This is a genomic window from Thioclava sp. GXIMD4215, from assembly GCF_045291555.1.
In the GTDB taxonomy this organism is placed as follows: domain Bacteria; phylum Pseudomonadota; class Alphaproteobacteria; order Rhodobacterales; family Rhodobacteraceae; genus Thioclava; species Thioclava litoralis.
Genome location: NZ_CP149515.1, coordinates 1898074 through 1922047, shown reverse-complemented (window position 1 = coordinate 1922047; position 23974 = coordinate 1898074). Strand labels below are relative to the sequence as shown.

At 62.7% G+C, this 23974-nt stretch carries 22 protein-coding genes; 5 read left to right on the top strand and 17 right to left on the bottom strand.

The annotated features are described in order from the left end of the window. Nucleotides 1–2: 2 nt before the first annotated feature. The 3 genes from lptE to WDB86_RS09480 form a co-directional block, all read right to left on the bottom strand. On the bottom strand, nucleotides 3–500 hold the full coding sequence (gene lptE, locus WDB86_RS09490) for an LPS assembly lipoprotein LptE (protein WP_406735775.1): 498 nt from the start codon (nucleotides 498–500) through the stop codon (nucleotides 3–5). After that, entirely contained in the window at nucleotides 487–3042 is a 2556-nt protein-coding gene (gene leuS / locus WDB86_RS09485; RefSeq protein ID WP_406735774.1) for a leucine--tRNA ligase, read from the bottom strand. The genes lptE and leuS overlap by 14 nt, the downstream gene beginning before the upstream one ends. 150 nt (nucleotides 3043–3192) lie before the next feature. After that, nucleotides 3193–3729 carry a DUF3576 domain-containing protein gene (locus tag WDB86_RS09480; RefSeq protein ID WP_406721564.1) on the bottom strand — a complete coding sequence of 179 codons (537 nt, stop codon included), beginning with the start codon at nucleotides 3727–3729 and terminating at the stop codon, nucleotides 3193–3195. A gap of 329 nt (nucleotides 3730–4058) precedes the next feature. On the opposite strand from WDB86_RS09480, the gene WDB86_RS09475 reads away from it, so the two are divergent. Then, nucleotides 4059–5075, top strand: a complete 1017-nt coding sequence (locus WDB86_RS09475; RefSeq protein WP_406735773.1) for a porin — start codon at nucleotides 4059–4061, stop codon at nucleotides 5073–5075. A gap of 121 nt (nucleotides 5076–5196) precedes the next feature. Continuing rightward, the gene (locus tag WDB86_RS09470) at nucleotides 5197–5856 is read left to right on the top strand and encodes a YggS family pyridoxal phosphate-dependent enzyme (protein ID WP_339108706.1); all 660 of its coding nucleotides are present in this window, start codon (nucleotides 5197–5199) and stop codon (nucleotides 5854–5856) included. On the opposite strand, the gene WDB86_RS09465 is transcribed toward WDB86_RS09470, so the two are convergent. Further along, the gene (locus WDB86_RS09465) at nucleotides 5853–6383 is read right to left on the bottom strand and encodes a L,D-transpeptidase family protein (protein ID WP_339109457.1); all 531 of its coding nucleotides are present in this window, start codon (nucleotides 6381–6383) and stop codon (nucleotides 5853–5855) included. The two genes, WDB86_RS09470 and WDB86_RS09465, sit on opposite strands and share 4 nt — an antisense overlap. Next, nucleotides 6383–7456, bottom strand: a complete 1074-nt coding sequence (ribA, locus tag WDB86_RS09460) for a GTP cyclohydrolase II (RefSeq protein WP_406735772.1) — start codon at nucleotides 7454–7456, stop codon at nucleotides 6383–6385. Before ribA ends, WDB86_RS09465 begins: the two co-directional genes overlap by 1 nt. Nucleotides 7457–7644: 188 nt before the next feature. Between ribA and WDB86_RS09455 the strand changes: the two genes are divergently transcribed. Further along, nucleotides 7645–8331 (top strand): response regulator transcription factor, encoded by a 687-nt coding sequence (locus tag WDB86_RS09455; RefSeq protein WP_339108708.1) that lies wholly within the window; start codon nucleotides 7645–7647, stop codon nucleotides 8329–8331. Nucleotides 8332–8450: 119 nt separating this feature from the next. Here WDB86_RS09455 and WDB86_RS09450 read toward each other — a convergent pair whose 3' ends face one another. From WDB86_RS09450 to WDB86_RS09395, 12 genes are all read right to left on the bottom strand, one after another. After that, nucleotides 8451–9416 (bottom strand): hypothetical protein, encoded by a 966-nt coding sequence (locus WDB86_RS09450; protein WP_406735771.1) that lies wholly within the window; start codon nucleotides 9414–9416, stop codon nucleotides 8451–8453. Between the two features lie 139 nt (nucleotides 9417–9555). Next, nucleotides 9556–9900, bottom strand: coding sequence for a DUF3775 domain-containing protein (locus tag WDB86_RS09445; RefSeq protein WP_339108710.1), 345 nt, complete (start codon nucleotides 9898–9900; stop codon nucleotides 9556–9558). Between the two features lie 69 nt (nucleotides 9901–9969). After that, complete coding sequence (rmuC, locus tag WDB86_RS09440; protein ID WP_406735770.1) at nucleotides 9970–11400, bottom strand: DNA recombination protein RmuC; 1431 nt, start codon at nucleotides 11398–11400, stop codon at nucleotides 9970–9972. Nucleotides 11401–11417: 17 nt separating this feature from the next. Beyond that, entirely contained in the window at nucleotides 11418–13358 is a 1941-nt protein-coding gene (gene mutL, locus WDB86_RS09435) for a DNA mismatch repair endonuclease MutL (protein ID WP_406735769.1), read from the bottom strand. An 85-nt stretch (nucleotides 13359–13443) separates the two neighbouring features. Next, a complete protein-coding gene (locus WDB86_RS09430) occupies nucleotides 13444–14745 on the bottom strand; it encodes a M16 family metallopeptidase (RefSeq protein WP_406721571.1) in 1302 nt (433 codons plus the stop codon). Next, nucleotides 14742–16082, bottom strand: coding sequence for a M16 family metallopeptidase (locus WDB86_RS09425; protein ID WP_406721572.1), 1341 nt, complete (start codon nucleotides 16080–16082; stop codon nucleotides 14742–14744). The genes WDB86_RS09430 and WDB86_RS09425 overlap by 4 nt, the downstream gene beginning before the upstream one ends. 126 nt (nucleotides 16083–16208) lie before the next feature. Further along, nucleotides 16209–16742 (bottom strand): DUF3035 domain-containing protein, encoded by a 534-nt coding sequence (locus WDB86_RS09420; protein ID WP_339108715.1) that lies wholly within the window; start codon nucleotides 16740–16742, stop codon nucleotides 16209–16211. Nucleotides 16743–16794: 52 nt separating this feature from the next. Continuing rightward, nucleotides 16795–17289: a signal peptidase II gene (gene lspA / locus WDB86_RS09415; protein WP_339108716.1), complete on the bottom strand. Its 495-nt coding sequence runs from the start codon at nucleotides 17287–17289 to the stop codon at nucleotides 16795–16797. 60 nt (nucleotides 17290–17349) lie between these two features. Then, nucleotides 17350–17616, bottom strand: coding sequence for a hypothetical protein (locus WDB86_RS09410; protein WP_406721573.1), 267 nt, complete (start codon nucleotides 17614–17616; stop codon nucleotides 17350–17352). Nucleotides 17617–17664: 48 nt separating this feature from the next. Next, nucleotides 17665–19251, bottom strand: a complete 1587-nt coding sequence (gene purH, locus WDB86_RS09405; RefSeq protein ID WP_339108718.1) for a bifunctional phosphoribosylaminoimidazolecarboxamide formyltransferase/IMP cyclohydrolase — start codon at nucleotides 19249–19251, stop codon at nucleotides 17665–17667. Between the two features lie 16 nt (nucleotides 19252–19267). Next, the gene (locus tag WDB86_RS09400) at nucleotides 19268–21049 is read right to left on the bottom strand and encodes a heparinase II/III family protein (protein WP_406735768.1); all 1782 of its coding nucleotides are present in this window, start codon (nucleotides 21047–21049) and stop codon (nucleotides 19268–19270) included. 115 nt (nucleotides 21050–21164) lie between these two features. Further along, on the bottom strand, nucleotides 21165–22439 hold the full coding sequence (locus WDB86_RS09395; RefSeq protein ID WP_406735767.1) for an RsmB/NOP family class I SAM-dependent RNA methyltransferase: 1275 nt from the start codon (nucleotides 22437–22439) through the stop codon (nucleotides 21165–21167). Nucleotides 22440–22524: 85 nt separating this feature from the next. Between WDB86_RS09395 and WDB86_RS09390 the strand changes: the two genes are divergently transcribed. Next, a complete protein-coding gene (locus tag WDB86_RS09390; RefSeq protein WP_406735766.1) occupies nucleotides 22525–22791 on the top strand; it encodes a DUF1674 domain-containing protein in 267 nt (88 codons plus the stop codon). A gap of 45 nt (nucleotides 22792–22836) precedes the next feature. Next, entirely contained in the window at nucleotides 22837–23949 is a 1113-nt protein-coding gene (locus WDB86_RS09385; protein ID WP_406735765.1) for a pyridoxal phosphate-dependent aminotransferase, read from the top strand. Nucleotides 23950–23974: the final 25 nt, after the last annotated feature.

Below are 23974 nucleotides of genomic sequence, written 5' to 3'. Positions count from 1 at the left end.
GGTTATTCGGGAAGCGATCCGGCCTGCGCCAGAAGCCGTGTCACGGTCTGGTCTGCCAGAATACGCATCAGGCGTTTATGGGCGTCGCGCTCGGCGGTCTGGGTAGCAACAATGGTGCCGGTTGCCGACCAGCTGGTGAAGGAGCTGACACGCCCCGTCAACAGGACCGCATCATTGGCCATATCATACAGCCGGTAGGTGGCCGTTCCGTTGAGCGAATAGCGGTTGGTCACATCGTCCTGGCTAATGGCCTGCCCCATGACGCCGGTGGTGATCGTGTAGGACAGGCGGTAGCGCGAAGTTTGCGCCGGACCCAGACGTTCGGACAGGCGGCGGCGATAGGCGAAGTCGTCCTGGCTTTGGGGGGCATCGACCTGCAAGGCCGACAGGAGTTTCGCGCCACCGCCCTGCGGGCCATAGGCGGGAGTGAAGCCGCAAGCGGCCAAAGCGGGGGCGGCAAGCGCCCCCAGCAGGAAGGTTCGGCGGTTAGATGACCACATTGACGATACGCCCCGGAACAACGATCAGTTTCTTGGGCTGACCACCGGCCAGCGCCTTTTGCACATGCTCGTCTGCCAGAACCCGTTTTTCAACCTCGTCTTTGGGCATATCCTTCGGCACGCTCAGTTCCGAGCGGCGCTTGCCATTGATCTGGATCGGCAGGGTGACGTTGTCATCCACCACCAGCGCCGGATCGGCCTTGGGCCAAGCGGCCTTCACGACAAAACCCTCACCGCCCATCAGCGCCCAGATATCCTCGGCCAAATGCGGCACCATCGGCGACATCAGCTGCGCGGTCAGCTTCATCGCCTCGCGGCGGGCCGCATTCGAGGCCTGCGTTTTCGACAGGGTATTGGCCTGTTCATAGAGTTTCGCGATGGCCTTGTTGAAGGCGAAGCCCTCGATGGATTTGGTGATTTCATCGATGGCCTTATGGGTCGCGCGCATCAGGTCCTCATCGGCCTTTGCATCGCCATCGGCCCCTTCCGCGATGTCATTGGCAATGCGCCAGACACGGGCAAGGAACTTGCTGGCGGCTTCCGCTCCGGCCGCCGTCCATTCGACATCACGCTCGGGCGGGCTGTCGGACATAACAAACCAGCGTGCGGTATCGGCACCGAAATCGCGGATGATATTCATCGGGTCCACGACGTTATTCTTCGATTTCGACATCTTGGCCGAGGGCACCACGGTGACCTTCTCACCCGTTTCCTTCACATAGGTGCCGTCTTCGCGCTCTTCGACCTGCTCGGGGTAATGATAGACGGGGCGACCGTCTGCTCCGGTGGTCTTGAAGATCGCATGGGTCACCATGCCTTGGGTGAACAGCGCGTTGAAGGGCTCGCGGGCCGAATCGGGCAGATGGCCGGTCTCGTTCATCGCACGGGCGAAGAAGCGCGAGTACAGCAGGTGGAGAATCGCATGCTCGATGCCGCCGATATATTGATCGACATTCATCCAGTATTTGGTCTCGTCGGTGGTCGGCGTATCGGCCCGCGCGCAGGTGAAGCGCGAGTAATACCACGAGCTGTCCACAAAGGTGTCCATCGTATCGGTTTCACGCTTGGCCGCTGCCCCACATTTCGGGCAGGCGCAATCGCGCCATGTCGGGTGACGGTCCAGCGGGTTGCCCGGAACGTCGAAAGTGACGTCATCGGGCAGGCGGACGGGCAGATTGGCCTTCGATTCGGGGACCACGCCGCAGGTCGGGCAGTGGACAACCGGAATCGGGCAGCCCCAATAGCGCTGACGCGACAGGCCCCAGTCGCGCAGGCGGAACTTGGTCACGCCTTTGCCAAAGCCCTTGTCTTCGGCCACCTTGATCGCAGCCGCCACGCCTTCTTCACCCGTCTGCACCTCGGCGCCCGCGAAACCGCGGATATAGCGGACCTTCTCGGTTTTGGCAGGCACGAAGGCTTCGGTCAGTGCCGCCTCATCCGCGCCTTCGGCGGTGAAAACAGGGGTGATCGGAAGCGAATATTTGGTGGCGAATTCGAAATCGCGCTCGTCATGGGCGGGGCAGCCGAAGATCGCACCGGTGCCGTAATCCATCAGGATGAAGTTGGCGACCCAGACGGGCAGCTCCCAATTCGGGTCCAGCGGGTGTTTCACGCGGATGCCGGTGTCGCGGCCCAGCTTCTCGGCGGTCTCGATGGCTTCCTCGGTGGTGCCACCCTTGCGGCAGTCGGCGAGGAAAGCGGCAAACTCCGGGTTGCCCTTCTCCAGCTCTTTCGCCAGCGGGTGATCGGGCGAGATCCCGACGAATCCCGCGCCCATCAGTGTGTCGGGACGGGTGGTATAGCAGTCGATGGTCTCGAAACCGGCAGGCGCGTTCAGCGTTTCAAAGCCGAATTCCAGACCCTGCGACTTGCCGATCCAGTTGGCCTGCATCAGGCGCACCTTCTCGGGCCAATGGTCCAGCCCCTCGAGGCTATCCAGAAGATCGCCCGCCATATCGGAGATCTTGAAGAACCATTGCGTCAGTTCCTTACGCTCGACATCCGCACCCGAGCGCCAGCCCTTGCCGTCGATCACCTGCTCATTGGCCAGAACGGTCATATCGACCGGATCCCAGTTCACGACGGCATTCTTGCGATAGACCAGACCCTTTTCCAGCATATCAAGGAACATCGCCTGCTGCTGGCCGTAATATTCCGGATCGCAGGTCGCGAATTCGCGCGTCCAGTCAAGCGAGAAGCCCAGCGGGCGCAGCTGGCCCTTCATCGTCTCGATATTGGCATAGGTCCAGTCTTTCGGATGACCGCCCGAGGCCATCGCGGCATTCTCGGCGGGCATCCCGAAGGCATCCCAGCCCATCGGGTGCAGCACGGCCAGACCGCAGCTCATTTTGTAACGGGCAACCACATCCCCCATGGTGTAGTTGCGCACATGGCCCATATGGATGCGCCCCGACGGATAGGGGAACATCTCGAGCACATAGTATTTCTCTTTATCGGCATCGGGCTTAGCGGTGAAAACACCGGCCTCCGCCCATGCGTCTTGCCATTTCTGTTCGGTCTGGCTCGGTGCGTATTGCGCCATGTCTCGCCCCTTGAGCTGCGAATTACTGTATTTACGTGCTTGCTACACTGTCCACAGGGCCAAGGTCCAGACAGCTTGGGGATAAAGCATGGCCCCTATGCAAAACGCCCGGCACTTGGCCGGGCGTTTCGGAACCTCTGTCGGGGCCGCTTACAGCTTCGAATCGGCCACGCGCAGTTGGCGGGCGCGGGTCAGGATCGCATCCTCGACCGCCTGCACGGTTTCCGCCGATACCGTCCCGCCCCGCGATTCGAGCGCGACTTTCAACGAGCGCGCATCCAGTGCCGGGTCCGTGACATGGATCGTGGCACGATAGGCACGGCCACCGCCGGGCGGGGTGCCATAGCCGGTGACGATCACGCCGGTGAACGGGTCGACCGACTGGATCGGCAGGAAATCGAGCACATCAAGGCTGGCCTGCCAGATATATTTGTTCACCTCGACCGTCACATTCGGGTCGTCATTGTTTTTGAACAGATCGAACAGCGTCGAACGCGGGCCACGATCCGCCGGATTCGTGCGGGTCGCGCCTTCGACATCATCGCTCATATGCGATTCTTTCGAAACATCGCGATATCCGCCCTCGGGCGCATTTTTCTGATTCCACGTGAAATTATGGCCGCATGCAGCCAGAGACAGAATAAGGCCGCCAACTGCCGTCATGCGGATGGTCTTTTGGATCGTCATCAAAACGCTGCCCCCTGATCGCCTGCCACACACACTTCATACACGCGCGCAGGATCTAGTGTCGTCTATTGGTTTTGTCCTTATCTTATGGCCCAAGAGGGGACAAGGCATTTCCCTTTAAACATTCGTCATCACACTGCCGGAAAAGGGCGCATTGGCGGGGCCGCGCCGTGTGGCGGGGTGTGGCAAGAGTGCACCACGCAAATATGCCTGTGCTCACGAGGCTTTGCTTTTCGTTGCATTGCGCGGCGCAGAGGGTGAAAAGACTGCCATACCCAATTCGGATTTCCCTGAGTTGGGGCTGACCTTAGAGACAATGAGGGAAAACGATGAAAAAGGTTCTCTTCGCGACGACCGCTCTGGTCCTGTCCGCAGGCGTCGCAGCAGCAGAAGTTTCGCTTTCGGGCGATGGCCGTATGGGTGTCAAGTCGGTTGACGACGCGATCAACTTCTCGAGCCGTGCACGTGTGAAATTCACCCTGTCGGGTGAGTCGGACTCGGGTATCGCATTCGGCGGTTCGTTCCGTGTTGACCAAGAAGACGAAAACGGCGCTTCGGCATCCAAAGGCGGCGCGGGCACCGTGTTCGTTTCGGGTTCGTTCGGCCGTGTTGAAATGGGCGACGCAGTTGGCGCACCCGAAGCACTGTGGGGCGACTTCTACGAAGTTGGCTACACCGATCTGGGCGACGAAGAAGGCCGTCTCGGCAACGACATCGCGTACCTGACCGGCGACAGCAACCTCGGCGTTGCAGGCAACGAAAACCCCGTTCTGCTGTACACCTACTCGACCGGCCCGATCTCGCTGGCAGCATCGTTCTCGGATGGCAAAGAAGGCTACACCGATCAGAACGATCACCAAGAGATGGCTGTTGCAGCTGCCTACACCTGGCAGAACTACACCTTCGGTATCGGCTACGAATATGCTGACAGCAACGATGCTGGCAACTTCGTCACCGGCCTGTACAACTACGACGCAGCAACCGCTGTTGTTTCGGCAGACACCGCAAACAAAATGGACCAGGTTGAGCTGGCATTTGTTGGCGCGTTCAACGACCTGAACGTAAAAGCAGTCTACGCTAAAGGCGGCAAAGACAACCCGGTTGACAACTACTTCGCAATCGGCGCCGACTACACCATGGACGCATGGACCTTCGGTGGCTACGTCCAATACGCTGAGCTGGACGACAACACCTACTTCGCAGACGGTTCGGACGACGTGACCTGGTACGGTCTGGGCGCAGAATACGATCTGGGCGGCGGTCTGTCGGTCAAAGGCGGTATCGCTGACTCGAACCTGGACGACACCGATGTCATGTACGACCTCGGCATGAAGTTCTCGTTCTAATCCCTAACCGGATTGAACGGAAAGAGCGGGCCTTGTGCCCGCTCTTTTGCATTTGTGCTTTGCCTTTTTGTCTGTCGCGTGGTGTCTTGCGCCCGACGAGGTTTAGGCAAAGGACAGGATCATGGGGCTGGAAGACATTATCGAGCGCATCGCGAGCGCCGAGAAACGTGCGGGGCGTGCGCTGGGGTCGGTGCAGCTGATCGCGGTCTCCAAGGTCCAGCCTGCCGAACGTGTCGAGGCCGTTCTGGCGCAGGGCCACAGGCTGTTCGGGGAAAACTACGTGCAGGAAGCGCAAGGCAAATGGCCAAGCTGGCGCGAGACCTATCCCGATGTGCGGGTGGAAATGATCGGGCCGCTACAATCGAACAAGGCCAAGCTGGCGGTCGAGCTGTTCGAGGCGATCCATTCGGTCGACCGGATGTCGCTGGCCAAGAAGCTGGCCCATCTGGCGCAGGAGCGCGGTGAAACGCCCGATCTTTTCGTGCAGGTGAATACGGGCCGCGAGCCGCAGAAGGCCGGTATCCTGCCCGAGGATCTAGACGCCTTCGTGAAAGAGCTGATTGCGATGGACCTGCCGGTGCAGGGGCTGATGTGCATCCCCCCCGAGGGCGCCCCCGCCCGCCCGCATTTCGATGCGCTGGCCGAGATGGCAGGCCGCAACGGGCTTTGGGGGCTGTCGATGGGGATGTCGTCGGATTTCGAGGACGCGATTGCGGCGGGGGCGACCCATGTGCGTGTGGGATCGGCCATTTTCGGCGCGCGCGATTACGCCAAAGCCTAGGCCTTGTCGCGCGGCTTGGCCGTGTGCCGATGCGGGTAACAGGCAAGGGGCGGGATCACGAGGGTCTCGCCCTGTTCCACATTCTGCGCCAGCCAGATCAGGTGATCGCGGCGAAAGGCCAGACAGCCCGCCGTCGGAAAGCCCGCGCGGCGGCGTTGATGCAGGAAAATGGCGGAGCCTTTGCCGTCTTCTGCCTGCGGGTAATTCCAGCTTGTCAGCAGGATGATATCGTAAAGCGGGTCGGCGCGACGCAGTATCTCGTGGCTGGCAGGGAAGGGGGCGCGGACCTGCTGGTTATAGGCGGGATGGCCGGAGGCATCGCACCACAGATCGCGCGGCCCGATGGGTATGGCCCAGGCCGCAGGCGCGGCGATCCGGTCGGCGCGGTAGCGCATGCCGACAATCCGGAGTGTCCCGACCGGCGTGGCCCCGTCGCCCTCGTGCTTGTCCTCCGACAGCCCGCCACGACCGATTTCCACCGGCAGAACCCGCCCGCGCATCCACAGCCCCCGCGGCGTGAGGCGCATCACAGGATATGCCCCGATTTTGCCGCTTTGGTTGCCAGATAATTGGCGTTGAAGCGGCTCATCCCGACTTTCAGCGGCACCCGCTCCACCACATCTATGCCGTGGCTTTGCAACATGGCGACCTTCTTGGGATTGTTCGTCAGCAGCCGCGTCTGGGAAAAGCCCAGCCGTTTCAGCAGCGCCGCCCCGATACGGAAATCGCGCTCGTCATCCTCAAAGCCCAGCCGGTGATTGGCCTCCACTGTGTCAAATCCCTGATCCTGTAGCGAATAGGCGCGCATCTTGTTGGCCAGCCCGATGCCGCGCCCCTCTTGGTTGAGGTAGAGCAGGACACCGGCCCCTGCCTCGCCCATCTGGCGCAAGGCGGCATCAAGCTGCGGGCCGCAATCGCATTTCAGGGACCCCAGCACGTCGCCGGTAAAACAGGCCGAATGCAGCCGCGCCAGAACGGGCTTCATCCTGTCGGGCGCGCCGATCTCGATGGCATAATGCTCTTCGGCACCATTATCGGGGCGGAACACATGCACGCGCCCCGCTTCGGAGGCCCGCAACGGCACCCGTGCGGCAGAGACAGGCGCGAAACGGGCCTCGTTCGCCATGCCTTCCGTCGCTTCGGTGACGGTCAGGCGGGTCAGGCCCTCGGGCGCGTCAGCCACCTGAACCAGAAGCGCGGCAGGCAGAAGCTGGGCCGATTTCACCAAGCGGATCGCGGCTCGCGCAACCGAGGCGTCGTCCTCGCGCTGGGTTCTGAAAGGCCCCTTCATCGGGGTTGCAAGGTCGTCCGCGGGGTCCGCGATGGCCTGTAGCCAGCGCAGATCGGCGCTTTCGGGGACCATGATACGGGCCAGATCCCCGTCATAGACGCGGGCCTTCAGCGTTTCGGCCCGCCATGAGGTGATGGCAAGGGTCAGCGGCCCCAGCGCACGCATCGCCGCAAGGCGCGCCGGATCGAGGCTTTCCACCGAGGCGGCCAGCGTCGTTTCATCAAGCACGACCGGCAGCCCCATGCGCAAATCGGCGCGGGCGCGATTGAGTCGTTCGGCAGGCGAGGGGCAAAGAGAACCGGTCATCATGCGAAACTGATAGCGGGGGCTGAAACAAATTGAAACATATCTCGTGATTTTGACACGTCCGCGTGAGAAAGATTTCACCCCCCTTGCCGAATTCGCGCATCGGCACAAAGTCTAACCCGAAGAATGTAAGTAACGACTTGGCGGTGCCGTGACCCTTGAAGGGCCTGTCCGCCGGAACGGAGGCATGAATGTCAGGTTTGAAGAAAATCCTTCTGGTGGATGACGATACCGATCTGCGCGAAGCACTGGCCGAGCAACTGGTCGCGACGGAGGATTTCGACGTCTTCGAAGCGGGCAATGGTGCCGAAGCTGTCGAGAAGGCCAAGGCGGGTCTTTATGATCTGGTCCTTCTGGATGTGGGTCTGCCCGATACCGATGGTCGCGAGCTGTGCAAGAAGCTGCGCAAGCAGGGCGTGAAATGCCCCATCGTGATGCTGACCGGCCATGACACCGATGCCGATACCATTCTGGGTCTCGACTCGGGGGCCAATGACTACATCACCAAGCCGTTCAAATTCCCCGTGCTTCTGGCCCGCCTGCGCGCCCAGCTTCGCACGCATGAACAGTCGGAAGACGCCGTATTCCAGCTTGGCCCATATACGTTCAAACCCTCGCTCAAACTGCTTGTCGACGATAAGGACAAGAAGATCCGCCTGACCGAGAAAGAGACGAATATCCTCAAGTTCCTCTACCGTGCCCCCGATGGTGTGGTGCCGCGCGATATCCTGCTGCATGAGGTCTGGGGCTATAATGCGGGCGTGACCACCCACACGCTGGAAACCCATATCTACCGCTTGCGCCAGAAGATCGAACCCGATCCCACCAATGCGCGCCTTCTGGTGACCGAATCCGGCGGCTATCGACTGGCCGCCTGACCCTTCGCCTTTTCACTTATTGTCTCTAAGGGAAAACTCTGGCGAACTGGCCCTACCCGTCTCGGGTGGGGCCTTTGCATTTGCGCGATGTCTCGGCAGGGATGTCGCCGCCACAGATGCTATTGCCGCAGCCCCAAGGTCATATCCATGCAGAGCGGCGCATTCAGCGGTGTGCCCGCGTCGCGGATCGCGCGCAGTTTGGCCTTATAGGCTGCGGCTGCGGGAAGCGCGGGAATAAGGGGCGTTACGACCGCCATAGATTCCGGCGTACCGATCTGGCGGCTGATATCTTCGATGATATCCTGTAGCGGCGTCTCGGGTTCGATGGTCAGCCGCCACATCGCCATTTCCAGAATGGTTGCGGGGCGGCGCGCCTCGAAGGCGCTGCCCAGAGTTTCGCGGTTCGAGGCCTCGTCCGGAGGCTCCATCAGTCCCATGCGGTTGGCGGCGGCCTCCGAGGCCTGTAGCGCGGCAAAGACCTCGAGCGCCTCGCGGAAGCTGCGCCCCGCATCGAAGGTATAAAGCTGCGAGAATTGTGGCACGTCACAATAGTCGAGCTGGTCCATATCGGCACCGGTCTCGTTGACCCATGCCGTCAGCAGGGGCAGGCCTTCGCGCGGGAGCGGCGTGAATCTGGTCTGGCCGAGATCGGTGGTCAGGGTGAACCCTCCGGCGGCATCGCCGGTCAGCTTGGCACCGTTCATGCGCCGGATCAGCGGCTCGTAATAGAGTTTCTGATCGGCTGTCGGATCGCCGCTTTTGCGATTGGCATCGCTGGGCTTGTCGTCGCGCGTGACATTGCGATCGGTGATCTTGATGGTGCCGTCTTTTTCGGAATAGCGCAGCTTCAGCCCATCCCAGAGCATGTCGCAATAGCCGGTATCGCGGCAGGTCGTGACATCGGGCGTTTTGACCGAGGCATAGGTCACCGTGATGGTGGTGCCGTCAATCTGCAGATGGATATAGCGCGGGTCTGTCGTCTGGCTGTCAAGAATGGGGGTCGCCAGCAGGAACCCGCCATCCGGCAGGGCAGAAGCCGTCTCGGCCCAGAGCAAAGCAGGAATCAGACAAAAAAGCGCGCGCATGCCAAAGATCCGAAAGAACTATCTCTTTCGTAGCCTGCACCTAGGTCGCTGTGCAAGGCCGCAGAGACGACAAAACCCCTAAGCGGCCTCACTAATCTGACAAAAATAGAGATGTCCGGTCCATGTTTTCCGGCGCGGCTCAGACCGTGGGGAAGGTCTCTTCCTCTGCGGCATCCAGATCGATCCCCAGCGCGTCGGCGCCCATTTCCAGATGGTCGGCCAGAAGCGGGTTATCCAGAAGGTAGTCCTCGGTCGGGACGGTAGCCTCGGTTTTCGCCATTTCGATGGCTTCGTCCAGATCTTCCGGCTCGTAGGTATCGCGGCCAATCCACATGATTGCGGTCAGTTCGGCCTGTTCGTCCTCGTTCAGGGCCGCGATAAAGCTTTTCAGCTCGCGCGCCTTGCCACTGCCGGGAATATCGGCATCGAATTTGCGGGCACGGATGATGATCGTGGCAAGTTTGGACGGGGATAGCGTCATCATGGGAAAGTCCTCCATATAGCGGTAGTGTTGCGCTATCGCGATCCTCCGGCAAGCGAAATCGTTTGGATCTCAGGCTTGCGACGTATCATCGGCAAGAAGCGGCGAAGAGAGGCCGCGCGGATGGGCTTCGACAAAGCCGGGGCTGTCCATGCTGCTTTCCTCGGGCACCACGCCCATCACCTCGAAGCGCCGCGCGGCGGGCAGCACCCGCCCCTCGAGCGAGCCGACGGCCTTGTTGTAGCGGTCCACCGACTGGGTGAGCGCGCGCCCGATTCCATCCATATGGGTGCCGAACACCTTCAGCCGGTCATAGAGGTCGCGGGCGGTTTTCTGCACCTCCAACGCGTTTCGGGCCATGCGTTCCTGTTGCCAGCCATAAGCGATCGCCTTCACCAACGCCATCAGCGTGGTGGGCGTGGCAATCAGCACCTTCTGCGCAAAGGCATAGTCGATCAGGCCGGGGTCGGCTTCGGCGGCGGCCGACACGAAGGTTTCGCCGGGAATGAACATCACCACGAAATCGGGCGTGCCCTCGATCTGCGACTGGTAGGATTTGGAGGCGAGCTGTTTGACATGGGTGCGGATATGGCTGGCGTGGCGGGCCAGTTGCGCGGCCTGCTGATCGGGGGTCTCGGCGTCGAGCGCATCCAGATACGCCTCAAGCGGCGTCTTCGCATCCACCACAATCGAGCGCCCGCCCGGAATATGCACCACTGCATCGGGGCGGCGCGCACCCTCATCTGTGGCCACATGCTGTTCCAGATGGAAATCGACATTTTCCGTCATGCCCGCCATTTCAAAAACCTGACGCAGCTGCATCTCGCCCCAGCGGCCCCGCGTTTTTGGCGCGCGCAGCGCCTGCACCAGCTTGCGGGTCTCAAGGCCCAGATGCGCCTGACCCTCGGCCAGAGCCTGCACCTGCTGGTGGATCGCGCCGTAAGCCTCGCCACGGGCCTTTTCCAGCTCGGCGATCTTCACACCCATCTCGCCCAGACGCTGGTCCAGCGGTTTCACCAGATGTTCGATGGCTTTGCTGCGGCGGTCGAGTTCCTCACGCGCGCCCTGCTGATGGGTCTGGAATCGCTCGGAGACCAGCCGCAGGAAGGCTTCGGAGTTCTGCTGCAAAACGCCAGAGGCCACATGGGAAAACCGGTCCTCGATCTCGCGCTTCATGCCGCGCAATTCTTCCAGCCGCGCCTCATGTTCGCGCTTGAGCGAATGGAAGGCCTGTTCGGCCTGCACGCGGTGGCGATATTCGCCCTCCAGCCGCGCACGGGTCTGGCGCAGCTCGTCCATCACATCGGGCAGACGCTGGGAATTGGCTTCCTCGATCAAAAGCGCCTCGCGCATGCGCCGCGCCTCGCCCTCCCAAGCGCGGGCCTGTGCAAGCGCGCCTTCGGCTCGCCCTGCACGGCGCAATGTGGCGACCAGCGCCAGAAGCAGCACAAGCGCAAGGGCCGCAAGCCCCAGCGCCACAGGTTCATTCAGCAGGGTTTGCACAGGTCGGGTCCACTGGGTCAGGTGCGGCCAAACAGCCGCTCGATATCGGAAAGTTTGAGTTCCACATAGGTGGGGCGGCCGTGGTTGCACTGGCCGGAATGGGGCGTGGCCTCCATTTCGCGCAGCAGGGCGTTCATCTCTTCGGCGCGCATCTGACGCCCCGAGCGGATGGACCCGTGGCAGGCCATACGCGACAGAACGGCCTCGATTTTGGCCTGCACCAGCTGGCTGTCGCCCAGATCGGACAGCTCGTCCAGCACATCGCGCAGCAGGTTTTCGGCGTTGATTTCCCCAAGGATCGCAGGGGTTTCGCGCACGGCAATCGCATGGCCGCCGAATTCCTCGATGCTGAGGCCCAGCTTGGCCAGCACCTCGGCATGTTCCAGCAGAAGGGCGGCATCCCCTGCCGAAAGCTCGACGATCTCGGGGATCAATAGCGCCTGAGCAGGCACGCCGTTTTCGGCCATCTGGCGTTTGAGACGCTCATAGACCAGACGCTCATGGGCGGCATGCTGGTCCACGATCACCATACCGCGTTCGGTCTGGGCCACGATGTAGTTTTCATGCAGCTGGGCGCGCGCGGCCCCCAAGGGACGGGCGGTCAGATCGGCAGGGGCGGGGGCGGTCTCGAACCGTGCCGAGGGGCTGTCGTAGCCGGGTTGGGCCTCGTGGAAGGCGGTCGTTTCGGCAAAGCCGTCCTGCGGTTGTGAAGGGTAGGCGCGGGCCGGATAGGCGGGCGCGGGCTGGAAATCGGGCGCTTGGGCGGCATAGGCTGCGCGGGTGGCCCCCATGCTGGGGCGGTCCATCTGGTAAACACGCGGAAAGCTGGGCTGTTGGGCGACAGGATCGGGCATCGCTTCGGGGCGGAATGCCGCCAGCGTCGCATCGGCCACCGTGGTCGAGGCACGATGCCCGGCACCCCCCAAAGCCGCCCGCAGACCCGAGACGATCAGCCCGCGCACCACTTGGGATTCGCGGAAACGGACCTCGGCCTTGGCGGGGTGGACATTGACATCGACCCGCTCGGGATCGCAGCTGACAAACAGCGCCGCCGCCGGATGACGCTCGCGCGAGAGGAAATCCATATAGGCCGCGCGCAGGGCGCCGATCAGCATCTTGTCCCGCACGGGGCGGTTGTTCACAAAAAGATACTGCTCCACCGCTGCCCCCCGCGAATAGGTGGGCAACGCCGCATAGCCGGTCAGCCGGATGCCCTCGCGCTCGGCGTCGATCCGGATTGCGTTATCGGCAAATTCGCGGCCAATGACCCGCGCCAGACGCATGCCAAGCGCATCGAACATTTCGCCCTGCTCGGCGTCAAAGCGGAAGATCTCGCGCTCGCGCCGGCCTTCGGAAATATCGCGCAGGGTGAAGCTGATCTTCGGCTCGGCCATCGCCAGCCGCTTCATCACATCCGAGATCGCCTGTGCCTCGGCACGGTCGGTGCGCATGAATTTCAGCCGCGCGGGCGTCGCATAGAACAGATCGCGCAGTTCGACCACGGTGCCACGGTTCAGCGCTGCCGGTTTCACCGCGCCGATCAGCCCGCCGTTCACGGTGATCGTGGCCGCATCATAGCCTTCCGCACGCGAGGTGATGGTCAGCCGCCCGACCGACCCCAGCGAGGGCAGGGCTTCGCCGCGGAAACCAAAGGTATGGATATTCAGCAGATCCGAGCCGTCGATCTTCGAGGTCGCATGGCGCGACAGCGCCAGCGGCAGGTCTTCGGCGGTCATGCCGCAGCCGTTATCGGTGATGCGGACCAGCGTCTTGCCGCCATCGGCATAGGCCACATCCACCCGCGTGGCGCCTGCGTCGATGGCGTTCTCCACCAGTTCCTTGACGGCAGAGGAGGGGCGTTCCACCACCTCGCCCGCCGCAATGCGGTTGGCGGCGGCATCGTCAAGTTGGCGGATAACGGGGCGTTTCGGGCCGATATTGGGGGTGTCAAGCGTCATGCCACCACACCTAGCATAAATAAAGCCTGCCCGAAACGGGTTCGGGCAGGCTTTCCTGTGGATATCTCGGTCATTACTCCGGAGGTTATTTCAGGCCCGTAGGCCGACCGACCACAACAAAGCGCAAATCCTCCGCCTTGAGCAGCCGCTTGGCCACGCGGGCGATATCGTCCTTGGTGACCGCTTCGATCTTGGCATTGCGCGTGTTGATATAATCGACAGGCATATCCGAAAGCTGCATCCCTGCCAGAATGCTGGCGATCTGGCTATTGCCATCAAAGCGCAGCGGATAGGCGCCGGTCAGATAGGTCTTCGCATCGGCCAGTTCCTTGTCGCTGACCTTGCCATCGGCCGCCTTGGCCCATTGGTCTTTCACGACCTTGATCGCCTCTGCGGTCTTGTCATTGGCCGAGGCAAAGCTGCCCTGCCATGTCTTCGCCAGATCCTGATCGATCAGATAGGTGTAGATGCCATAGGTCAGCCCGCGTTTCTCGCGCACCTCATCCATCAACCGCGAGGAAAACCCGCCCGCTCCAAGGATCTGGTTCAGCACGAAGGCCGCGAAGAAATCGGGGTCTTCCATGCCGATCCCTGCCTGACCGAACATCACCACCGATTGTGGCGTGTCGAAATCCACCACCGTGGTGCCGCCGCTGAGTTTCAGCTTGGCCTTGGCTGGCATATCCGCGCCTTTGGCGGGCAGATCCCCCAGCAGCTTGTCCAGCAGCGGGCCAAGCTGGTCTGCGGTAATGTCCCCCACGGCAGAGACAACCATCCGGTCCTTGGCCATGACGCGGGCTTTGGCGTCAAACATATCCTCGCGGGTCAGCGCGGCCACGCTTTCGGCGGTGCCGTTGATCGAGCTGCCATAAGGGTGGTCGCCAAATGCCTCATGGGCAAAGGTCTTGGACGCGATGGCATTGGGGTCTTGCGCGTTCGAGGCGATAATGGCCTGTACCTGACCGCGCACACGGTCCACGGCGGATTGGTCGAAACGCGGGTTGATCAGCGCCTGACGCAGCAGGTCCACCGCCTGATCGCGGTTTTCGGTCAGCATCTGCGCGCTGATGGTCAGCGTATCGTCGCCCACATCAAAGCCGAATTTCGCGGCAAGGGATTCTTCGGCTGCGGCGAAATCCTGTGCCGACATATCGCCTGCACCTTCCTCCAGCGTGGCCGTCATCAGGTTGATCTCGCCGCGCTTGTTGGGCGCGTCAAGGCTGGCACCGCCCTTGAAGCTGATGCGCAACGCGGTGAAGGGGATGTCATGCGCCTCCACAAGCCAGGCATGAAGCCCGCCGGGAGAGGTGACCTGTTCGATATCCAGAGCACGCGCGGGCAGCGACAGCGTCAGCGCGAAAAGGCCTGCAAGGAAAAGCCGGATCATTGTTTGGGCGCCTCCTGCGCGGCGGGTTTCTCAAGATAGCCTGTCACGGCATTGCGCTTGTTCAGCACGTCTTTCGCGGCGGCCATGACATCTTCGGGGGTGACGGCTTCCAGCACCTTGGGCCAGTTCTGCACATCTTCCACCGAGAAGCCGGACGCAAGCGCCGTGCCATAGCGTTGGGCAAGGCCCTGTACATTGTCCTCGGTATAGATCTGGCTGGCATGGATCTGGGTCTTGATCCGTGCGAACTGGTCGGGGTCGATCCCGTTGGCCATGAAATCGGCCAGCGCCTTGTCCAGCGCGGTTTCCGCCTCGGGCAGGGACACATCGGCGGCAGGCACGACAGACAGGCCGAAGGTCGTCTTGTCGATCGACATTCCGTCATACCATGCGCTGACAAAGATCGCCTCGCCCGAGCCGAAGATCAGCTTCTTGCCCAGAACGGAGGTCTGGGAATTGCCGCCCAGAAGCTCGGCCAGAACGGTCAGGGCCGCCGCTTCTTTCTGGTCTCCGGGATTGCGCTCGGGGGCGAGATAGGTCCGCATCAAAGAGGGCTGCGCCACGCGCGGGTCCTGAAAATCGACCTTACGTTCGGCCAGTTGCGGCGGTTCCTGCGGACGCAGGCGCGGCGGCAACTGGGTATTTGCGGGGATCTGGCCGTAATATTTCTGGGCCAGCGTCTTCACCTCTTCGGGGGTGACATCCCCCGCCACGATCAGCACGGCATTATTGGGCGCATAATAGCGTTTATACCATGCCAGTGCGTCCTCACGGGTCAGCCCTTCCATTTCCGCGCGCCAGCCGATGATCGGGGTGCCATAGGCCGAGTTCTGGTATTGCGCCGCGCTCATCTGTTCGGCGAACTGTGCCTGCGGGTTGCTGTCGATCCGTTGCGACCGCTCTTCCAGAATCACCTGACGCTCGGTTTTCCAGTCATCGGGAGAGATGCGCAGATTATGCATCCGGTCCGCTTCCATCTTCATGACCAGATCCAGACGGTCTGCCGCGATGCGCTGGAAATAGGCGGTGTAATCATCGCTGGTAAAGGCGTTGTCGGACCCCCCGTTGGCCGAGACGGTCTTGGACAATTCGCCCGGTGCCATGGTCTTGGTGCCCTTGAACATCAGGTGTTCGAGATAGTGGGCGATGCCGGATTTTCCGCGCACCTCATCGGCAGAGCCGACCTTATACCAGACCATCTGGACCACAACCGGAGCACGATGATCCTCGATCACCACGGTCTGCAACCCGTTATCCAGTGTGAAGGAGCTGACCTCCGCCGCCGCAGCCGGAAGGGCTGTCAGGGCAAAGGCAGCGGCAAGCCATGCGCGCAACATTCGGACCTCAAGTGTTTTGCGCTACCTTGTCGCCTGTTGCCGTGGCCCGCAAGTCGTTTGACGGGGAGTTGATGGATAACTCCCCTCAAATAACGAAGAAATTATAGCTGCGCGGCAGAGCGGGCCTTATTTTGCGGCCTGTGCCGCGCCCGAGGGCGGTGCCGACGGCGTTGCGGCATTCAGTTTGCGCCAACGTTCAAGTTCGGCTTCCTGATCAAGGGCCATCGGTGCATAGGCCTGATAATAGAGCGTCTTGCCGGTCAGGCGGTCAAGAAGGCGCCCGTTATGGTCCTTGCGGTATTCCAGATCGGCGGCCGCCAGCTGGCTGCGGATCGCAGGATCCGTGCCTTTACGCATTGCATAGCCGATCAGGGCGCGGTCCGCGCCTGCGGTCGTGCGGGCATTGGAGCTTCCGCCAAGGGCCGCAATCGCATCGGCTTCCGGCGTCGGGTCAACCAGATTGCGCCCGCCCGGCGTCGGCGTCGGCAGGTCATTCAGGTCCGAGGGCATTTGCAGCGACTTGGTCGGCACAATGGCAAACTCGTCCGGACCCGGCCGGTTGGTACGCAGTTTCATCAGTTCGGGCACATTCGACCCGCCACAGGCACCCAGCAAAAGCACCCCTGCAAGGGCGATCCCGAGATTTGATGCTGCCGACATTGGCCACTCCCTCATCGATACTGCCTCGTCATAACCTAAAGTCCAGCGGGCGTCACGCCCCTTTGGACCGTCCTTTTTTGCCGCGCGATTCATTGCCCGTAAAGAGCGCAAGCCCGACCGCGCCAAGGAAGATCGCGATATCCGCCACGTTGAAAGAAAACGGGTTTTGCCAGCCGGGGAGGGAGGTGTTGATGAAATCGGCCACGGCTCCGTAGAAAATGCGGTCGATCACATTGCCCAAAGCCCCGCCGATCAGCAGTCCGGCGGAGGCCTGCACCTTGGCCGTCTGCGGCTTGCGCGCGATCCAGATGGCGACCCAGACGGAAATCATCAGGGCCAAGGCGATCAGCAGGATGCGCGTATAGTCGGTATCGCCGGAGAACAGCCCGAAATTCACGCCCCTGTTCCACGCCATGCGAAAGTTCAGGAAAGGAGGCAGCACCTCGATGGCATAGCGCTGGTCGAGCTGCATCAGATGCACCACGATATATTTCGAGGCCTGATCGAGCACCAGAACGACCAAGGCCCAGAGAGTTGCCAAACGCATGCGTGATCCCTTTTACAATCATCCCCCTATGCCCCGAAAGCGGGGGCGGGGGCAAGAGATCTAGGGCCTGGATGGCGTTTTGGTGATGGGGGGCGGGTGTTTCTTCGATGAGCGCAGGAGCCAGATGCCAAGCGCGAGCCCTGCGCCGCCAAGGCCGAGCGGTAGACCGATAAACATCGCGAGGAGCAGAGCCTCTTCCCCTTTGCTGCATCCGGTCGCGCTGCCGAAGGCACAGCCTTGTCCGGCAATTCGAGGGCCAAGAAGCAGGGTGGCAAGGCAAAGCGGAAAGGTAATGGCGATCAGGATATAGCCGACAAAGCGTTTCATTGAAATCCGTTTGGAAAAAGGCGGACCCTAAGGCCCGCCTTTGGCGGATTAGTGACGGAAGTGGCGCATGCCGGTGAAGACCATCGCCAGACCGCGCTCGTTGGCGGCGTCGATGACTTCCTGGTCGCGCATCGAGCCACCCGGCTGGATGATCGCGGTGGCGCCTGCTTCGGCTGCGGTGATCAGGCCGTCGGCGAAGGGGAAGAAGGCGTCCGAGGCGACAACCGAGCCGATGGTCGGGGTCTTGTCGAAACCGCAGGCTTCCTGCATGTCTTCGGCCTTGCGTGCGGCAATGCGGGTGCTGTCCACGCGGCTCATCTGGCCTGCGCCCACGCCCACGGTTGCGCCGTCCTTGACGTAGATGATCGCATTCGACTTGACGTGTTTCGCGACTTTCCACGCGAACAGCAGGTCTTGCAGTTCCTGCTCGGACGGTTTGCGCTCGGTCACGACCTTCAGGTCGTCCAGCGTGATGATGCCGTTATCCTTGTCCTGCACCAGAAGGCCACCGGCCACTTGGCGGTAGGTGGTGATCGGCGCATAGACATCCGGCAGGCCGCCGGTTTCCAAGAGACGCACGTTCTTCTTCTTGGCGATGACCTCTTTGGCGGCGTCATCGACAGCAGGCGCGATGATGACTTCCGAGAAGATCTTGGTGATCTCTTCGGCGGTCTCGGCGTCCAGCGTCTGGTTCAGCGCGATGATCCCCCCGAAGGCCGAGGTGCGGTCGCAGTCGAAGGCACGTTTATAGGCCTCGATCACGGTCTCGCCGGTGGCCACGCCACAGGGGTTCGCGTGTTTGATGATCGCAACGGCGGGCTTTTCGGTGCCGAATTCCGACACCAGCTCGAAGGCCGCATCGGTGTCATTGATGTTGTTGTAGGACAGTTCCTTGCCCTGAAGCTGCTTGGCCGTCGCCACGCCCGGACGGTTCGTGCCATCCAGATAGAAGGCCGCCTGCTGGTGCGGGTTCTCGCCATAGCGCAGGGTCTGCGCGATGGTGCCAGCGAAGGCACGGCGGCGCGGGGCTTTCTCGCCGATGGCGCCTGCCATCCAGGTGGAAACAGCCGCATCATAGGCTGCGGTGCGGGCATAGGCGATCTGCGCCAGCTTCTGACGGAAGGGCAGGGTGGTCGCACCGTCATTCTCGTCCAGCTCTTTCAGAACCGCGTCGTAATCTTCCACATCGACCACGGTCGCCACGAAACCGTGGTTCTTGGCCGCTGCACGGATCATTGCCGGACCGCCGATATCGATATTCTCGATGCAGTCGTCATATGCCGCGCCTTTGGCGACGGTCGCCTCGAACGGGTAGAGATTCACCACGAGCAGGTCGATATTCAGGATATCATGCTCTTTCATCGCGGCGAGATGCTCTTCGTTGTCGCGCAGCGCCAGCAGGCCGCCATGCACCTTGGGGTGCAGCGTTTTCACGCGGCCATCCATCATCTCCGGAAAGCCGGTGACCTCGGCCACATCGCGCACCGACATGCCCGCTTCGCGCAGGGCTTTGGCAGTGCCGCCGGTGGACAAAAGTTCAACGCCGCGCGCGGAAAGTGCGCGGGCAAAATCGATCAGGCCGGTCTTGTCGGAGACCGAGATCAAAGCACGGGTGAGCGGAACGGAACGGGTCACGGGCAGCATCCTTGGATCAGGTGTCGGAATCGTCGCGATCCGCACCATACTGCAGGTCGCGTGTGCCCTGCGACCTATCCTGTGCCTTCGTGAAGGTCCAGCTAATCTGACATCTTTCGTCCAAAAGACGGCCTGAAAGCACGATCTGTTGCGTCGCGCGCGGCCTCAGGCGGCCCTTTTCAAGGTAAACGGACGGATCAAGCGCCAGTTTTAGCGCCCCGTCATGGCGGAAGACCCAGATCTCGCCGGATTTCAACGCGATGGAAACGGCGTGGCCCCCCATATCCAGCGTGGCATTGGCCTCGGGATGCAGATGGAACCGGATCTGGTAGGGAATGCCGGTAAGTTTCTCGCGCTCCAGCACCGTTTGCAGCCGCTTTTGCCCCTGCGGTGTGGCCGCCGAAAGCGAATCGCACCCTTCCAGCAGGCGGCCGTCGGTGGCAAGCGACAGGCGGCGCAGATGGGTCAGTCCGTGGGTGGCGCTATAGCCGTCATGGCCCGCCATCCAGCTCTGGCCGCTGTCTTCATCGCGCACCGCCCAGACCAGTTCGGGGGTTTCTTCCAGCCAGCTATGCGGGCTGCGGCCAAAGCTGCGTTCGGGGCCGAGCCGTGACGAAGAATAGCCGCCAAGGGCCAGCGTCGAATGGCTGGGCGTTGCCCGTCCGGCCTGATGCCATTCACGGCCAAACTGCGCGCCGGAGCCGCAATTAACGATGATCGGCCTGCGTCGCGAGGTGAGCTCGAAGGCCAGTGTGGACGCATGGGCATCGGTCGATGCCGCCCCTGCGGGTGGTTTGTCGGCATCCATGATCAGGCTGGTGCCGCCAACATGCAGGCGCGCAAAACCCATTGCCAGAGTTCCGGTGGGGCCGCGCCGGATGCCGGTTTCGACCAGCGTCTGGTCGATCCGGTCTGGGTTGCAGGCCTCGCCGCCATGAAAACGCGCCAGCCCGCCATCGGCATGGCGCAAGGCGCGCAGGGTGGGGGCGATCCTTTCGATGGCGGCCAGATGGGCCGGATCGGGGGCGGCGCCGGTGGCTTCGATCGCCTGTTTGGCCCAGTTGAGAAGCGTCAGAACCTCCAGCAGCTCTTCGGGGTTGCGGGTGGCGATACCGCCTTCGATGTCGATCTGGCTGGCGCATTCGGCGGCCAGCCCCGCCAGCGCCTGCGCGCTATGGCCCTGCATGCCGGTCAGCGAGAGCGCGGCATAGATCAGCCCCGTCAGCGCCTCGAACCGCGGCAGGCCCGGAGGTGCCGATTTCCAGCGTTTGGCCAGATAGGTGGTCTGCGCGCCAAGCGCCGCAAAGAAAGCATCGGCCTTGGGTTTGTCCTGTGCATGCAGGATCATCAGCGCGTTATTGATCCAGCGGATCACGCGGCGACCCGTCAGATCGGGCTGCCAGCCCGCGCCGGTGCCACGGCTATAGCGGTCGATCCAGCCAAAGACCCAATCCTGTGCGCGGGCCCGTGCGGTACGGTCGCCCACGGCGGCCAGATCATCCAGCCAGCCGAAACCGTGCAGCGCCTCCTCGAAGGCCGGATCGGGCATCGCCAGATCCCAAGGGCTGCGGTCGCGCCCCTCGATTAGAAAGCCCGCCAGCAGGAAGTTGCCGCCAATCAGCTGCCGCCCGCGTGCGACAGAGCCGATGGTGCGCGGCTCGGGCTGGCTGGTGAACCCCGTTGCCGGAGCACCCCGCGCCGCCCTGCGTGCCGCCAGCGTGTTCAACGCCTGCGCCAGACGGGCGCGCTTTTGTCCGCTGGGAGAGGGGGTCGGCTTTCTGGCTGTGGGTTTGGCCAAGGTTCTGTCGCTCGAATTATCTAGGGGGCCGCGCGGGCTTGAAGTGCGGCGATTATGCGTCGGGCGGAAGGGGGTGCCAAGAGGCCCCCGCCTAGCCTGCGCCAAATGATGGGCGTTATTCTGCCCGCCGTTTCAACGTGGCCACATAAAACCCGTCCATCCCGCCTTTATCGGCCCAGTAGTCGGGGCGCAGACGCAAGCCACCTTCTTCGGTGATCCACTCGGGGTCGATGCCCTCCAGCGTGGGGCGGATGACCTCCCACTCGGGGTGGCGCTCCAGCGCGCGGCGGATCTGGGTCTCGCCTTCCTCGGGCAGAAGCGAGCAGGTCACATAGGTCAGCCGCCCCTCGGGGGTCAGCCAGCCCATCGCACGCTCAAGGATCTCTTCTTGCAGCGCGAACAGCCCCTTGATCGAGGCGCTATCCTTGATGGCGGGCAATTCGGGGTGGCGGCGGATCGTGCCGGTGGCCGAGCAGGGCGCATCCAGCAAGATCGCGTCGAAGGGCGCCTCGGGGGTCCAGTCCAGCGCATCGGCGGCCACGACTTCGGCACTCAGCTTGCAGCGCTCAAGGTTTTCATGCAGCCGCGCAAGGCGACGTTCGGACAGATCCAGCGCGGTGACCTGCGCCCCCATCGCCGCCAGTTGCAGCGTCTTGCCACCCGGGGCTGCGCACAGGTCCAGCACCCGCATGCCTGCGGTGGGGGCCAGTGCCTTGGCCGCCAGCGAGGCCGCCGCATCCTGTACCCACCAGTCCCCCTCGGGAAAACCCGGAAGGTCGCGGATCTGGCCCGGTTGATGCAGCCGCACGGAGCCCGTGGGCAGAACCTCGCCCTCCAGCCGCTCGGCCCAATCGGCGGGGTTCTCCTTGACGGAAATATCCACAGGGGCGGGACGCTGATGCGCCTCTTCCATCTTCTGCACCGAGACCTTGCCATAGGCCGACATCAGCCGCCCGCGCAGCCAGCCCGGAAGCTGGCCATAGGGCAGGGTCTCCCAGCGGGCCTTATCCTCGGCCACCTTGCGCAGCACGGCATTCACCAGCCCCGCGAAACTATCGGTGCGGCGCCCGCCCGATTTGCACAGGGTCACGGCGGCATCCACCACGCCATGATCCGCGCCGCCTTCGGCACATAGCTCGACCGTCGCCAACCGCAGAAGCGCCATGATATCGGGCGTGGGCTTGCGCTTGAGGAAGGGCTTGAGCATCTTGTCGGCCCGCTCCATATGGCGCAGGGTCGAGGTCGCCAGCCGCTGGGCCCGCGCCTTTTCACCGGGGCTGAGGCCATCCAGCGCATCCATCGCGATCTGGTCGGCCAGTGACAGATGGTCGTCAAACACGCCAACAATCAGGCCAAGGGCCGCGCGGCGGGCAGGGTCGGGTTTTGCCATAGCTTGGCCTCCGGCTTGTGAGGATCGATTTCGCGGCCTATATCAGTTGGGTCGTTAAGACAACTCTCATGACAAGAGGTGCCCCATGTCGAAAGACGCCGCCCCGCAAGAGCCCCAACCCGATCTGCCGCCCGCGATCCCGCCAATGCCCCAGCCGGATCTGCCCGCAGGCCCGCCGCCGACACCCGCCCCCGACCTGCCGCCCGCCGCGCAGCGTGCCTTGGCCGAGGCCGAAGAGCGCCGCCGTCTTGCGCAGGCACAGAGCCTGCCGACCGAGCTGGGCGGGCGTGACGGCCCCGAGCCCGTGCGCTATGGCGATTGGGAAAAGAAGGGCATCGCGGTCGATTTCTGAACCGCCCGTCTTGCGCTTGGCCGCGAACCTGCTAGCCATTTGCGCATGACATATCCTCGCTATACCCGCCTCGTTTCGTCCCTGCCTGCTTCGGTGCCCTTCATTGGCCCCGAAACGCTTGAGCGCGAGCGGGGTGCCCCCTTTGCCGCCCGTCTGGGGGCAAATGAAAACGGTTTCGGCCCCTCGCCGCGGGCGATTGCCGCGATGGCGGCAGAGGCGGGCGAGGTCTGGAAATATGGCGATAGCACCAGCCTTGAATTGCGTCAGGCCTTGGCGGCCCATCATGACCGCCCCGAAAACACCATCGTGGTGGGCGAGGGCGTGGACGGGCTTCTGGGCTGTCTGGTGCGGCTGATCATCGAGACGGGCGATGCGGTTGTGACCTCGGCAGGCGCCTATCCGACCTTCAACTTCCATGTCGAGGGCTTTGGCGGTGTGCTGCACAAGGTGCCCTATAAGGGCGACCATGAAGACCCGCAGGCGCTGATTGCCAAGGCGCGGGAGGTCGGTGCCAAGCTGATCTATATCGCCAACCCCGATAACCCGATGGGCACATGGAACACGGGTGCCGCGATCGAGGCGATGATTGCGGAGATCCCCGAGGGCTGTCTTCTGGTGCTGGACGAGGCCTATATCGAGATGGCCCCCGAAGAGGCCGTGCCGCAGGTGGCGGTGGATGATCCGCGCGTCATCCGCATGCGGACCTTTTCGAAACATTACGGGCTGGCGGGTGCGCGCATCGGCTATGCGATGGGCGCGGCCGAGCTGATTGCCCAATTCGAGAAGATCCGCAATCATTTCGGCGTGAACCGGATTGCACAGGCGGGGGCTGTGGCGGCGCTGGCCGATACCACTTGGTCGGCCTTCATGGCGCGGCTGATTGCGGGCGCGCGGGGCCGCATTGCCGAGATCGCAGCCGAAAACGGGCTGGAAGCTGTCCCCTCGGCCACCAATTTCGTGGCCGTCGATTGCGGACGCGACGGGGCCTATGCCCGTGCTGTGCTTGCAGAATTGGCCAAGGCGGATGTGTTCGTGCGGATGCCGGGGGTGGCGCCTCTGGACCGCTGTATCCGCATCTCCTGCGGGCCGGATGCCGAGCTGGACCTGCTGGCCAAGGCCCTGCCCGAGGCGCTGGAACGGGCCGCCGCCGCATTGTAACATATGTCACGGGCGCTTGACGTCA